This window comes from Paenibacillus oleatilyticus (assembly GCF_018998565.1).
In the GTDB taxonomy this organism is placed as follows: domain Bacteria; phylum Bacillota; class Bacilli; order Paenibacillales; family NBRC-103111; genus Paenibacillus_G; species Paenibacillus_G oleatilyticus.
Window position 1 is genome coordinate 156,558 of the sequence record NZ_JAHNZO010000013.1, and the last position, 14,028, is coordinate 170,585.

At 59.0% G+C, this 14,028-nt stretch carries 9 protein-coding genes; 7 read left to right on the forward strand and 2 right to left on the reverse strand.

Going from position 1 to position 14,028, the window contains the following annotated elements; translation table 11 throughout:
- Window positions 1-32: 32 nt before the first annotated feature.
- Window positions 33-3,284, reverse strand: coding sequence for an FG-GAP repeat domain-containing protein (locus KQX66_RS18405; protein WP_216794275.1), 3,252 nt, complete (start codon window positions 3,282-3,284; stop codon window positions 33-35).
- Window positions 3,285-3,550: 266 nt separating this feature from the next.
- Between KQX66_RS18405 and KQX66_RS18410 the strand changes: the two genes are divergently transcribed.
- Together KQX66_RS18410 and KQX66_RS18415 are read left to right on the forward strand one after the other, a co-directional pair.
- Window positions 3,551-3,763, forward strand: coding sequence for a hypothetical protein (locus tag KQX66_RS18410; protein ID WP_025847835.1), 213 nt, complete (start codon window positions 3,551-3,553; stop codon window positions 3,761-3,763).
- 31 nt (window positions 3,764-3,794) lie between these two features.
- The gene (locus tag KQX66_RS18415) at window positions 3,795-5,231 is read left to right on the forward strand and encodes an aminotransferase-like domain-containing protein (protein WP_216794277.1); all 1,437 of its coding nucleotides are present in this window, start codon (window positions 3,795-3,797) and stop codon (window positions 5,229-5,231) included.
- 33 nt (window positions 5,232-5,264) lie between these two features.
- Here the strand turns inward: KQX66_RS18415 and KQX66_RS18420 are convergent, their stop codons facing one another.
- Entirely contained in the window at window positions 5,265-6,779 is a 1,515-nt protein-coding gene (locus KQX66_RS18420) for a GGDEF domain-containing protein (RefSeq protein WP_216794279.1), read from the reverse strand.
- Between the two features lie 196 nt (window positions 6,780-6,975).
- Between KQX66_RS18420 and KQX66_RS18425 the strand changes: the two genes are divergently transcribed.
- The 5 genes from KQX66_RS18425 to KQX66_RS18445 all read left to right on the forward strand — a co-directional run bounded on the left by KQX66_RS18425 (window position 6,976) and on the right by KQX66_RS18445 (window position 14,000).
- Window positions 6,976-9,480: a U32 family peptidase gene (locus tag KQX66_RS18425; protein WP_216794281.1), complete on the forward strand. Its 2,505-nt coding sequence runs from the start codon at window positions 6,976-6,978 to the stop codon at window positions 9,478-9,480.
- Window positions 9,481-9,769: 289 nt separating this feature from the next.
- Window positions 9,770-10,855, forward strand: a complete 1,086-nt coding sequence (locus KQX66_RS18430) for an ABC transporter ATP-binding protein (RefSeq protein ID WP_216794283.1) — start codon at window positions 9,770-9,772, stop codon at window positions 10,853-10,855.
- A complete protein-coding gene (locus KQX66_RS18435; protein WP_216794285.1) occupies window positions 10,848-11,561 on the forward strand; it encodes an ABC transporter permease subunit in 714 nt (237 codons plus the stop codon). The genes KQX66_RS18430 and KQX66_RS18435 overlap by 8 nt, the downstream gene beginning before the upstream one ends.
- Window positions 11,562-11,622: 61 nt before the next feature.
- Window positions 11,623-13,014, forward strand: coding sequence for a GldG family protein (locus KQX66_RS18440; RefSeq protein WP_216794287.1), 1,392 nt, complete (start codon window positions 11,623-11,625; stop codon window positions 13,012-13,014).
- A complete protein-coding gene (locus KQX66_RS18445) occupies window positions 13,011-14,000 on the forward strand; it encodes a DUF4340 domain-containing protein (protein ID WP_216794289.1) in 990 nt (329 codons plus the stop codon). Before KQX66_RS18440 ends, KQX66_RS18445 begins: the two co-directional genes overlap by 4 nt.
- Window positions 14,001-14,028: the final 28 nt, after the last annotated feature.

The window sequence follows — 14,028 nt, forward strand, 5'->3', positions numbered from 1 at the left end:
GTCCGCGTGAAGAGTGAATGCAAGCTAACAAGCTAACGGGCCGTTTTGGCTACAGTCAATGTCACCGGATCACCGTAATGCGTGACCGTATAGGTCGATTTCGCTTCGTCCCGGTCGACGGTCAGCCCCGCTCCTTCGATGGTCAGCGGTTCGGCGCTGTAAATCTGCACTTGCTGCATGCCGGGTGCGTTCAGCTTCAGCGTCCAGCGGTCCGCCGATTTTTGCAGCTCGTACGGCACGTTCGAGCGCATCAGATGCGGCTCACTGCCGAGCGTCTCCGCCCGTTCGGGCGAGGTGAACCGGATGGCGGCCGTTTGCGGGACACCGAGGTACAGCTTGCCGCCGCGCGTATCGCGCACCTCGGCATCGGTGACGGCCTGTTTGGCCGCGTAAGGCTGCCCACGGTCGACGACAAGGCCGAGCGTGCCGCGGTATTCGGCGGCCTGCGCCGGAACACCGTCGGTGATCGCTTTGACGCGGAAACCGGGCTCGACGGTCATGCCGAGCATTTTCTTGATGCGGTCCATGGCGACCTCGCGCCATGGCCGGTACAGCTCGACGCGGGTCGTCATCGCATTCAGGAACGAGCGCGCCATTTGGGGCTCGGTCATGAAGTTATAGCTGTAATCGTCCCGAAGTTTGTCCAAATACCGGACGAATTCCAGCAGCTCCGGCACGCGGGTCGGGAAATGGTACTCGATATGCTCGAAATAATCGATCGGCAGGTCGAGCGCCGCGTACGCTTCGAAAATATCTTTCGTCGAATAATGCTTGTCCGTGCGCAGCACCGGCGCCGGGGTATTCAGCATCATCGGCTTGCTCAAGTCGGGCTCGCCCGCCGCATCGGTCATAAGAAACGGCAGACCCCAGTTATACTCGACGCCAAGGCGCGGATCGGCTTTGATATGCGACGGCTTGAAGCCGAAGTTGAACCAGATGCCGGATTCCCGCTCGTTGCGCAGCGTCTGGCTGCGGTCCGGATTGTTGATCCGCCATGTATGCTGGTTCGTGCCGGGCATATTCCACGGAATGCCGAGCTTCTCGAACGCTTTCTGATGCAGCGCGATTTCCTGCTTTTCCTGCGCGTCGCTCGTAAAGTTATGGACAAAAATGTGCGGGTACAGCTCCAGACCGTTGTCCTTCGTGTACCGGATAAATTCGTTCAGTTGGTCCGCATACGGGAATTTCGGATCGTCGACGGTCGACGGGATGCCGAATTCGAGCTGCCCGACGATCAGATCGTCCTTGCCGTCCCCGTTCAGGTCGTACCAGAGCGGGACGGCGTTGTGCCCGCCGACGAGCGCGTGATTGCCGAGCTGGTTGACGGTTGCCGCTTCGATGACGCCTTTGTCCACCCAAGCGGTACGTCCGGCGCCCGAGTCCTCCTGAACGAATACGCGCAGGTCGCCTTCGCCGGTGCCGACGACGAGGTCGGCTTTGCCGTCCCCGTTCATGTTGCGGACGGACGGCGCCGCAAACCGCGCAGCCAGCTTGAACAGCGCTTCGCCCGCGTGCCAGGCAACCGCGCCGTTCGCCCCGCGCGTGCCGCGGTACAGCGTCACCTGCCCGTCGGCATCCCCGATCACCAGATCGGGGACGCCGTCTCCGGTGACGTCGCCCACGGCCGGCGCGATCGGCGCCGCGCCGCGGATCGGCTTCCCGTCCGCCAGCAGCGGGACGGGCGCCTTGAACGCGCCGCCGACTTCGCCATAGGCGACCGCGAGCGTGCCGTCCGGCTGGCCGATCAGCAGATCCGGCCGGCCGTCGCCGTTCAGATCAACCGCCGCCACGCTGGCGTACGATCCGGCCTTTAGCGGCTCCCCGCTCGGGAGCCGCAAGGGCTCGCGCCGCGCGAACGCCGCCGGCGCTTTCAGATCCGCCGGGAGCTGCTGCCCGGCGTAGGCTCCTTCCGTTTCACCGGCGTTCCGGTAAACGTATAATCCGCCGTCGGCCGACCCGACGATCAGGTCGGGCCGGCCGTTGCCGGTAAGGTCGGCCAGCGCGGGGTACACGCGGTAGGGCAGCGTGATCGGATCGCCGAGCGAGCGGTAATCCGGATAATTGGCCAGCCGGATCGCCTCTCCGTCGGCGGACAGCCGCGTGCCGCTTGAATAGAACGAATTCGGCGTCTCGCCGGCGAAGGCGGGCTTGTCGTTCGTTCCGGTGTTCAAATGAACGACGACCGATTCCTGCCAACGCCCCCACGTGAACGACGAGCGGACCAGCGAGAACGAAGGGATCTGCTTGTACTTCTTAAGCAGCTCCGCCCACTGGATGCCTTCGCCGTCGCGGATCGCTTCAAGCGCCTCGAAATGGTTCTGATACGCCATCGCCGGACGGCCGTAAGGCCCGTACGACTTTTTGACGCTGTAGCCGAGCTTCGTCTTGGAGACGAATGCGGCGTATTCGCTGCGCAGCAAGGCGTTCCCGGCTGCGAACGTAAAATGGAAGTACGGCGCCAGCGGCAGCTGGCTGCGGTCGAAATACAGCGCGTCCGGGGTCGGCTTCTTGGCCGCGTTCGTGTCCGCCGCCAGCTTCTCGAAGCCGAGCTTCGGGTCCATGCCGCTGTTTAAATCATACCCCGTCACAAAATACCGGTTCGGCAGCAGCGTGCCGCTAAAAAACACCGTGCCTTCCCCGTACCGGTTCAACGTATAAAGCGAGATGCCGTTCATCGAAGCGAGCGTCTGCGCCGTGGAAGGGACGAGCCCTTTTCCCCAGGAGAACCGGCTTAAGCTTCCTTCGGTGTCGTGCCGGAAGAAGCTGTCTGCGAACGACCGAAGCAGCTGCTGGACGCTCTGCAGGTCGGCATCTACTTCCGGATAAGACCAGAGGGACGGACTTCCGCCTCCGGCTCCGAGCGCACTGCTGGCCGGCGCGGGGACGTCGACGACTTGTCCCGCTCCGAGAAAGCTGGGGTCAAAATCGTCCGCAAACGGGTTCTCAAGAAATAAATGCCCGCCTTCCCGGACGTAAGCTTGAAGCAGCTCCCGCTCGGAGTCTGTCATGCTCCCGTGCAGCGACGGGTCCAAATAAACCGAATCGTAAGACCGGAGCTCGCGCGCGCTCAGTCGGCTCAGCTCCTGCCGCTCCAGCTCCAGACCGACGACCGGCGATTGCCGGAGCTGCGCGTAGGCGGTCGGATCGGAAGCGCCGCCAGAGGTGGCGTACAGCAGGCGCACCTTCAGCTCTTTGTTCGCTGTCAGCAGGAAGACGAGAACGACGGCAGCAATTGCAACAATCGCAATCGCCGCCGCCTTGCGATAAGCTCGTTGTCGAATCAAAAAAATCTCCTCATTGCTCGTTAGGCTAGATTACCTTGCCATTATAGCACGGATGGCGGGCTTTGTTAACTTTTGCGCGGTCCGGCGGGGACCGGCGTTCCCCCGTAAATCGACCCATCCAATAGCCTGGGGAATGATAAATTGGATGGGTATAAAAGCGGACGATTGGGGGGTTACGCCGCATTCGTTCTCCTGTAAAGTAAGGGTAGGAAGCATACTTTTCGAGAAGATTATCCTTTATTATAGAAGAAAGGACGGAAGCTCTTATGAACGAATGGATGCTGTATTTGCTTATTTTCGTTATCGTCCTGTTTGCGCTGATCGCTACCATTGTGGTGGGCGTATCGGCCAAAAATAAAGAAGGCAACCCGACGTACGACCAGCGGACGGGAAAAAATCTGCTGCGGCTGACATGGATCTATGCCGTCGTTCTATTCGGCGGTTATCTGGTCTTCGCATTATATATGTACTACATGTAATCCAGGCCGCGGCTGAAGAAAGGGACCGACCATGTGGAAACCGGACCGCCTGGGCCCCGTGCCCATGTACCGACAAATCGCCGATTATTTCGAACGGCGCATCATTCTCGGGGAGCTGCCGCCGGGCTCGATCCTGCCGCCGGAGCGCAAGCTGGCCGGGCAGTGGCAGCTCAACCGCAGCACGATTATCCAAGCCTACGAAGAGCTGCGTTCCCGGGGGTTGATCGACCGCAGGAAAGGGAGCGGGACCCGGGTCAGCCTGCGAAAGTGGGAGGAAGCGCCGAAGCCGGCCGTCGATTGGCAGGCCTACGCTGAGCAAAGTCCCCCGCCGGGCTCTCCTCTGCTTCGCAAAGTCCGGGAGGAAGCCCGGAAAGGCGCAGAGGTCGTCGATATGGCCGGCAGCGAGCTGTCAGAGGACCTGATCCCGATGGAGGCGTTCCGCCAGCTGATGCGGGAGCAGCCGCTTACGGAGCCGCTGGGGTATACGGACCCGCAAGGGTTTTACCCGCTTCGCGAGGCGCTCGCAGTCTACTTGCGCACCTACCGCCAGGTGGAGTCGACCGCTTCGTCCATCTTCGTCACGTCAGGCATTCAGCAGGCGCTGTATCTCATTGCGCGCTGTCTGCTGCGTCCGGGGGATGCGGTGGGCATCGAGGTTCCGTCGTATCATTACTCGTCCCATGTCTTCCCCAGCGCCGGACTGCGGACGGTCGCGCTGCCGGCGGATGAGGCGGGAATACGGCCTGAAGAGCTGGCGGGGCTCATTCGCAAGGACAAGCTGCGCATGCTCATTTTGAATCCTGCGTTTCAAAATCCGACGGGCCGCACCCTTCGTCCGGATCGCCGAAAACGGCTGCTTGAAATCGCAGCGGAGCTGGGCGTCCCGATTGTCGAAGACGACCCGTACGGCTTATCCGCGTTTCGGGACGAGCCCCCGGTGCCGCTGAAAGCGATGGATACGAGAGGCGTCGTGCTGTATGTTGGCTCGCTGTCCAAAATTGCGGCGCCCGGACTAAGAACCGGGTGGCTGGTCGGCCCCGACGCCGTCATTCGTCAGCTGACGGCAGCCAGACAGCAGATGGATATGGGACCGAGCGTTCTTCCGGAATGGCTGTCCGCGCGGTTTTTGGCTTCCGACTTTTTTCACAGGCATCTGCTTCGGGTCCGGCGAGCGCTGAAGCTGAAGAGCGAGCTGCTGATGAAGGAGCTGGATGTGCATCTGCAAGGGGAAATAACGTTTGAGCGACCGGACGGCGGACTTTACTTGTGGGGAAAGCTTGCAGGCGGAGTTTCGGCAGCAAGACTGCTGGATGAGGGAATCAAACGCGGCGTGCTGTTCGTGCCGGGAAGCGTATTCGGGCCGGATAGCGCCCATGTGCGGCTAACGTTCGCGCGTCCTTCCAAGAAGGATATCGCTGTCGGGGCGGCACGTTTTGCCGAGGCTTTCCGGGCAGCTTCCAAACGATGACGCACTAACAGGGCACACGCCCTGTTTTTTTTGTTAATCGCCCGCCTCGTCGGTGCTGCTATAGCATACCGTCCGGTTGCGGCCTTCGGCCTTGGCTTGATACAGCGCCTTATCCGCCAGATCGATCAATTGCTCGGGGGGAGCCGAGGCGTCCGGCACGAGAGAAGCGAGCCCCAGGCTGACCGTAACATAGGGGTGTGCGTCGGACTGGTTGTACGGCAAGGCGAGCCGTTCTACGGCCATCCGGATCGCCTCCGCCCATTCGTAAGCTTCCTCCGCCCCGACCTCCGTTAGAACACAGGCAAATTCCTCGCCTCCGTACCTCGCAATGAAATGAGATTTTTGCAGCAGCACGGCGTTGGCCGTCAAGGCAATCGTGCGCAGCACCTCATCCCCGCCCAAATGCCCGTGCGAATCGTTGTAGGCCTTGAAATGGTCCACGTCAAACATGATGACGGATAACGGAAATCGGTTCGTCGCGGAGTCCGACCAGGTTTTGGCCAAATGCTCGTCCAGCTTTCGGCGGTTGGCGATACCCGTCAGACCGTCAAGGTTCGACTGCTTTTGCAGAAGGCTCAGCGCTTCCTGCAGCTGGCGCTCGGTCGTTTTGCGGCCCGTAATATCCCGTAGTGTAACGAGCAGGGCGGCGCTGCCTTTATACACCGTAGGCGACACGGACAGTTCCACCGTGATTTCGGTGCCGTCCAGACATACGAGCTTTTGCTCGATCAGCTCGGGCTGCGCTTTGCCGGACCGGATGTCCTGACAGTGTGTCCACGCCGTATTGCGATTGTCCGGATGAAAGAAATCATAAATCGATCGGCCGAGCAGTTCTTTTCTTGTGGCGGCCCGCAGCAGCCGGACCCCTTTTTCGTTGATAAAGACAATCCGATCCTGACTCAGCACAAGGGTGGCGTCCGGCGAAGCCGTAATGAGCCGCTTGTAGCGCGCTTCGCTTTCCTGCAATTTCTTGGTCGATTCATGGGCCCGGACGATGTAAAGAAAGGCATAAACGGACAGCAGCCCGACAACGGTGGATATGACCCAATGATAAGCCAGAACGCTCGTGAGCTGCTGCAGCAAACCGTGAATGTGGAGGTTAAGGGAAATCGCGGCGGACACGTAAATCATCGCGACGGTATTGAGCAGCAGGAACCGCCACAAGGACATGACTTGGCGCCGCGCCAACGCCCCGCAGGTGATGCCGATCAGCAGCATGAGGATCGCGGCGACGATGGCGGAATAGGACGGACCGAACAAGCCGATTCTGCCGGAAGTGATGATGATCGCGCTGACGATGGCGGAAACCGGCCCGCCCTGCATCGCTGCGACGACCGTCGGGATATGACGCAGATCGACGATGACGGCCTCGTTCAAGCGCACGCTGTAAATCATAAGCAGGATCCCCTGCAGCCCGAAGCAAACGCCTAACGCCGCCTTCATTTTCCACGAAGAAGCAGGTCCGAGCCGGTAGTCTTTGAACAGTTGGCCGATGATAAAAAACGAGGCTACCAGCAGCGCCGCATTCGTTATGAAATCTTGGAACATCGAGTCCTCCGAATCGGATCGTTTCGAATAAATAAAGTACCTAACAATATTCGTCATAATCTGACAAATTTCCTCTTTATTCGTCATTTCCATTTTTTGATGTTTCGTAGGCGTTGGCAAGGGCTTGCCATGGTTTGTCGCCCCCGTTTCTGGTACACTAGGAGGAAAAGCGTTTTTTCGGAGGAATGAATTCAACATGCGCGAACTTCGCAAATCAGATATCGAGCTGCTGGCGCCTGCAGGGGATTGGGATTGCTTGCGGGCTGCCGTGGCGAACGGGGCGGACGCGGTCTTTTTCGGGGTCGAAAAATTCAATGCGCGGGCCCGGGCCAACAATTTTCATACGGACGAGCTGCCGGATATTATGTCGTTCCTGCACCGCTATGGGGTGAAGGGCTTTTTGACGTTTAATATTTTAGTATTTGAGGAAGAGCTGGAGGATGCGAAATCCTTGATCGAGGCCTGTATCGATGCGGGCGTCGATGCGGTGATCGTGCAGGACCTGGGTCTGGTGAAAATGATTCGCGAGCTTTCGCCGGATTTCCCGATCCACGGTTCGACACAGATGACGATTACGTCGCCCGAAGCCGTCGAGTTCACGAAGCCGTTCGATATGGAGCGGGTCGTGCTCGGACGGGAGAACAATCTGAAGCAAATCAAGCAGATCGGCGATCAGGCGAAGCTGCCGATGGAGGTGTTCGTGCACGGGGCGCTGTGCGTTTCGTATTCCGGGCAGTGTCTGACCTCGGAGATGTGGGGCGGACGCTCGGCGAACCGCGGCGAGTGCGCGCAGGCGTGCCGGCTGCCGTACGATCTGATGGTCGACGGGGAGCAGAAGCCGATGGGCGATGTAGCCTACCTGCTGTCGCCCAAAGATTTGGCGGCGCTGGAGCTTGTCCCGGAGCTGATCGAAGCAGGCGTCACCTCCTTCAAGATCGAAGGGCGGCTGAAGAGCCCGGAGTACGTGGCGAATGTCGTGTCGAAGTACCGTCGCGCGATCGACCGTTATTTTGACGGCGACAATCCGAAGCCGACGAAGGAAGAGCTGCGGGAGCTGGAGCAGAGCTTCTCGCGCGGGTTTACGCACGGATTCTTGAAGGGAACGAACAACAAGCAGCTTGTGGAAGGCACGTATCCCAAGAGCCGCGGCGTGTATGTGGGGCGCGTGAAGCAGGTGCTGCGCGACGGCGTGCTGTGCGAGCTTGAGGCGCCACTGAAGCGAGGCGACGGCATTTGCTTCGATGCGGGCGACCCGACGAAGAAGGAAGAAGGGGGCCGCGTCTACGATCTGCGCCGCAAAGGCGTGAAGCTGGAAGGCGAAGCGCCGGGCGGGCTGATCGAGATCGTGCCCGGGCGCAGCGACGTCGATCTGAGTCGGGTGCATGTTGGCGACCGGATCTGGAAAACGAACGATCCGCACCTGGACAAGCGGCTGCGCCAGACGTTCGAGACGGACAAGCCGTACCGCGTCTTTCCGGTAAAGGTTAAGGTGACGGGAGCGGCCGGTCAACCGCTGAAGAGCGTCTGGACCGACGTGACGGCCGGGCATACCGTGACGGTCGAATCGGAGCTGCCGCTGGTGCCCGCGGAGAAGCGGCCGATGGATGCGGCGCTGTTCGAGGAGCAGTTCGGGCGGCTCGGCGGGACGATTTTTGCGCTGGAGGCCGTCGACGTGCATTTGAGCGGCGACTTGATCGTGCCGATGCGCGAGCTCAATCAGATGCGCCGTCAGGCGGCGGAGCTGCTGCTTGCGGAGCGGGAACGCCCGCGCGCTTACATCAAGCGGCGCGCAGATGTCTACGGCGACGCGCCTGCGGCGCCTGCAGCCGCTTCGAAGGTGCGGCCGTCGCTGACCGCGCTGTGCCGGAGCCTCGAGCAGGTGCAGGAGGCCTGTAAACTGAACGTCGATCTCGTCTATGCCGATTTTGAGTTCATCAAGCAGTTTCCGGCCGCCGTGGAAGCCGCCCGTGCCGCGGGGAAACGCATCGCGCTGGCGACGCCGCGCATTCATATGCCCGGTGAAACGGGTTATTTCAAAAACATCTTGAACCTCTGCCCCGATGCCGTGCTTGTCCGCAATACGGGCGCCGTTTATTGGTTCATGCGGTACTTCGCGGAGCATCCGGCAGAAGCGCGCCCCGAGCTGATCGGCGATTTCTCGCTGAATATCGCCAACCACAAGGCGGCAGCGTTATTCCTGGAAGCGGGCCTTCAGCGCGTGACGCCGTCCTACGACCTGAACATTCAGCAGATGATCGATCTGCTGCGCCGGACCGATACGTCGAAGCTGGAGATCGTCATCCACCAGCATCTGCCGATGTTCCACACGGAACACTGCGTCTACTGCACGTTTATGAGTCCGGGTACGAACTACACGAACTGCGGCCGTCCGTGCGAGGAGCAGCGGGCGTCGCTGCGCGACCGCGTCGGCTTCTCGCATCCGGTGCGGGTCGACGAAGGCTGCCGCAACACGGTATACAACGCCATCGATCAATCGGGCGCGGAGTATCTCGCCAACTTTATGGAGCTTGGCGTATCCTCCTACCGCGTCGAATTCCTGGAGGAGACGGCGGAGAAGGTGCGCGAAGTGCTTGGCCTTTATGACCGCGCCTTGCGCGGGGAGATCGGCGGCACGCAGGTATGGAAGACGCTGAAAGCGACCAATCAGCTAGGCGTTACCCGCGGTCAACTCGTGAAGTAAGCTTTTCTTTATGGAGTGGATATAGCACTATTGCGAAATAAGCCTCGCCGTAATCTCGGAAGTCCAAACATTCCGGGATCGCAGCGGGGCTTTTCGTTTAAGCGCAGGGGCTGCTAGATATGTTTGTTCACAATTTAGACACAAATTTTTAATCCAATTTTCAGCTTCGGTTAAGCTCTTATTATTGTTTCGTTTGTATATTGTTGTTGGTCTGTTAGCAGGTTAAGCGGCACGCAAGATGGATATGGATGATAGTAAGGAAACCATTTGTCAGATGGGAGGGTATGACGTGCTTGAGGTGAAACAGGTCAGTAAATTATACGAGAACCAAAGAGGGGTCCGGCACATCGACTTCTCGATGAGCCGCGGTGAAATCGTCGGTTTCCTCGGGCCGAATGGCGCCGGGAAAACGACGACGATGCGGATGATCACGGGCTACTTGAATCCGACGCACGGCACGATCACGATTGACGGATTGTCCATGGCGGACCATCCGAAGAAGGCGCGGCAGAAGATCGGGTATTTGCCCGAGACGCCGCCGCTATACCCCGAGATGAGCGTTAGGGCGTACTTGCAGTTTATTGCGGATCTGCGCGGCATTCCGGTGAGGGAGCAGAAGCAGCGCATCGGCGGGGTGATCGAGCGGCTTGGTCTGGAAGGGCGCGAGCGGCAAATTATCCGCAGCCTGTCCAAGGGCTACAAGCAGCGGATCGGTCTTGCCCAGGCGATTCTGCATAACCCGGATCTGCTCGTGCTTGACGAGCCGACGTCCGGCCTCGACCCGAAGCAGATTATCGAAATCCGCCAGCTTATTCGCGAGCTGGGAGAGAATCATACCGTGCTGCTGAGCACGCACATTTTGCCGGAGATCAACACGCTATGCAACCGGGTGCTGATCATCAACCAGGGCAGCATCGTGCTGGACGGCCAGCCCGATCAGCTTGCGAACACGATGGGCGAGACGTTCGAGGTCTCGCTTGAAGTGAAAGGCCCGCGCGAAGCGGTGCTGGCGGAGCTGCGCGGCACCCCCGGCGTCGGCAGCGTCCGGGAGCTTGCCGGCGAACCGACGGCAGCGTCCGCTCTTGCAGCCGAGCCGACCGCGTCGGCCGACGCCGAAACTGCGGAGCTGGCTGCAGCCGTCCCGGCCGAAGGCGAAACGGTCAAAGTCGTTGTCGCCGCGGCGGACAAGACGGACATTCGCGAAGCGCTGTTTTACCGGATGGCCGATAAGCGCTATCCGATTGTGTCGATGAAGAAGGAAAGCCTCAGCCTGGAGGACATCTTCCTGAAGCTGACGACGAACGAGTCGCTGGATTCGGCAGCCGCGGACGGCGGTCCGACACCGGAAGCAGAGGAGGCGGTTCCTCATGCGTAGAACGCTGGCTTTAGCCAAGAAAGAGCTGCAGATGTATTTTTACTCGCCGATTGCTTATGCGGCGTTTGCGTTCTTTTTCGTCATTGCCGGGTACTTCTTCAGCGCGAATTTCCTGTACCCGCCCTATGTTGTCGACGTGCGGCCGATTTTCGGCACGATTACGTTCATTTTCCTGTTCATCATCCCGCTGCTTACGATGCGTCTTGTATCCGACGAGCTGCGGATGGGCACGGATGAGCTGCTGTTAACGTCGCCTGCAAGCATTTCGGAGATCGTGATCGGCAAATATTTGGCGGCGCTCGTCGTCCAGCTGCTGCTGGTCGTCGGAAGCTTGATCTATCCGCTGATTCTGAGCGCTTACGGCACTTTGGACCAGCCTGTGCTGTGGATGTCTTATCTCGCGATGTTCCTGCTTGGAGCGGCGATGATGTCCGTCGGCTTGTTCGCTTCTTCGCTGTCCGCGCATCAGATGGTTTCGGGGATCGCGTGCTTTGCGCTTCTGTTCGTGTTCTGGACGATCGAATGGCTGGGCGATACCATCGGCGGCAAAGTCAAGGACTACCTCGGCACCTTCTCGATCGTCGGCCGGGCCGTAGATTTTCAGAAAGGCGTGCTTGATCTCGCCGACGTCCTTTTCTATGTGACGTTCATTGCGGTGTTCGTCGTGCTCAGCATTCAAGTGCTCGAAAGAAAACGGTGGAGATAAGCGCAAGTCCGGGATTCCGCGTACCTGCGGAAGAAGTCCAAGCAGAAGGGGGAAAGGCAAAGTGAACAAGTGGATTCGCGGCACGAATGCGACCGTGCTGTCGCTGGCGGTCATCGGCATTTTCATCGTGCTGACCATTTTTCTGAATTCGGTCAAGGGCCTGCAGGTCGACCTTACGCAAAATAAAAAATTTACGTTGTCCGATCAGACGACCCAGACACTTCAGGCGCTGGATAAAGACGTGCACATCATATCGCTGACAAGCGATCAAACCGATCCGTACATCAAGCGCCAGGTCGTCGATCTGGTACAGGAGTACAAGAAGCGAAACGGAAAAATTACGTTTGACGAATACGATATCATCAAACAGCCGGCGATCGCCAAGCAGTACGAGGTGGATCCGTCGGGGACACTCGTGGTAGAGAGCGGCACGCAGAAGAAAACGATCTATTATTACGATATGTTTCTGCCCGGCCAGCAGCAGGGCCAATACAAGTTTAGCGGCGAAGAGAAGCTGACGCAGGCGCTGGTCAATCTGAACAGCAAGGAGAAGAGCAAGGTTTACTTCCTCTCCGGGCATAACGAAATTCCGCTCAGCTCGATGAACATGTGGAAGAGCGGCCTTGAAGGCGAGAACTACGAGGTGAAGGACCTCAATCTGCTGCGCGAGGGCAAAATTCCGGATGACGCCAGCATGCTGTTCATCATCGGACCGGAGAACGATGTCAGCGACAAGGAAGCTGAGCTGATCAAGACGTATTTGAACGGCAAGGGCAAGCTGTATTTGGCGCTGGGCTTCAATAAAGATATGGCAACAAATTGGAAAAATATCGACTCCATCATGGCAGCATACGGTATTAAAGACCAGCATGCCGTGGCGATCGAGCCGAAGCAGAGCATGCTGTACGATCCGCTTACGATCATTCCGGAATACGGCAGCCATAACATTACGAGCAAGCTGCAGCAGTACAATTTGCTGACGATGATGACTTTGGCCGTCTCGCTGAATGCGGATCAGCCTGTAGCGGACTTCCCGGTAACGTCGATTCTTAAAACGACCGCTCAAGCCTACGGCGAGACCGACCTGAAGACACTCGCCAACAGCAGCCGCAGCACCAAAGACGCGAATGACGTGAAGGGTCCGCTGAACCTTGGCTATGTCGTGGAGGATAAAGACAAGAAGCCGAAGGCCGTCGTGCTCGGCGGATCGACGTTGTTCGACGACCGCGTCATCGCGCAGCAGGGCAACCGCGACTTTGCGCTGAATACGGTCGGTTGGCTGCAGGAGCAGCAAAATCAAGTAACGATTCGTCCGCGTGAAGGCGACGCCATCCAGACGGCGATGCTGACCGCAGGGCAGGGGAATATGATTTTCTACGGCACGGTGCTGGTCTTCCCATTCCTCTTCCTGATCGCGGGCGGCGTGATTTGGTGGAGGAGGAGAAAAGGATGAAGCGGTTAATCCCGACGCTCGTTCTGGTTCTAGTCTGCATCGGAGGCTTCTGGTACGCGTCCAGTCAGGACTTCTTCAAAGAGAAGAAGCCGGAAGCGCCGGCGCTTGTCACGGTGAAAAAGGAAGATGTGGCGAGCTACACGATCAAAAACGGCGATACCGTCATCGAAATGCAGCAAAAGGACGGCCAATGGGCGATGACCAAGCCGTCCCCGCTTCCGCTGAACGACTACGCCCCCGGAGCCTGGGTAGATTCGTTCAACGGGGCCAAGAAGGAAAAAACCGTCGATGCCAACCCGACCGATCTGGCTCAATTCGGGCTCGACAAGCCGAAGCAGGAGTTTACGGTGAACCTCGCCGGCGGCACGGCGAATACGCTGTCCGTAGGTGACAAGACGGCCGTCCAAGGATTTTATTACGCGAAGTTTAATTCTTCGCCGGAGGTGTTCCAGCTTAGCGAATCTACGGTGAATGCGCTGGCGAAGCAGCAGACCGATTTTATGGAAAAAAGTCCGGTTAAGCTGAACTACGAGCAGGTCCGCTCGCTGACGGTCGATTGGAAAGGCCAAGCCTGGACGATCGTCAAGACCGAGCCGGACAAGAAATCGTACGAGGCCGTCTGGAAGCTCGACGACAAGGAGTTCAGGGGTGCCGATGCGAGCCAGTTTTTGGACAAAACGGCGTTCCTGACTTCGGATCAGCCGGCCAAGCGGGCCACCGAGATCAAGGGGCTGGATAAGCCGGTGCTGCGCATGGAGATCAAGGAAGCCGATGCGTCTGCCGGAGGCAAGGAAGGTTCCTCCGTCTACGTCGGAGCCGTCGAGGGCGATAACGTCTGGATCGCGAAGCAGGGCGGGGAATGGGCCTTCGCCGTTCCGTCCGCAAGCATTCAGGAGCTGGCCGATTTGAGCAAGAAGGAGCCGGCCAAGCCGGAGACACCCCAAGGAGAGGCGCCGAAGCAAGAAGCGCCGAAGGAGCAGAAATAAAGCAATAGGACGTCTGTTGGGACGCGAT

Bases quoted from the DNA above. Each gene is read 5' to 3' on its own strand.
- KQX66_RS18410 (WP_025847835.1), top strand. From the start codon at position 3,551: ATGAACGAATGGATGCTGTATTTGCTTATTTTCGTTATCGTCCTGTTT.
- KQX66_RS18435 (WP_216794285.1), top strand. From the start codon at position 10,848: ATGCGTAGAACGCTGGCTTTAGCCAAGAAAGAGCTGCAGATGTATTTT.
- KQX66_RS18415 (WP_216794277.1), top strand. From the start codon at position 3,795: ATGTGGAAACCGGACCGCCTGGGCCCCGTGCCCATGTACCGACAAATC.
- KQX66_RS18420 (WP_216794279.1), bottom strand. From the start codon at position 6,779: ATGTTCCAAGATTTCATAACGAATGCGGCGCTGCTGGTAGCCTCGTTT.
- KQX66_RS18425 (WP_216794281.1), top strand. From the start codon at position 6,976: ATGCGCGAACTTCGCAAATCAGATATCGAGCTGCTGGCGCCTGCAGGG.
- KQX66_RS18445 (WP_216794289.1), top strand. From the start codon at position 13,011: ATGAAGCGGTTAATCCCGACGCTCGTTCTGGTTCTAGTCTGCATCGGA.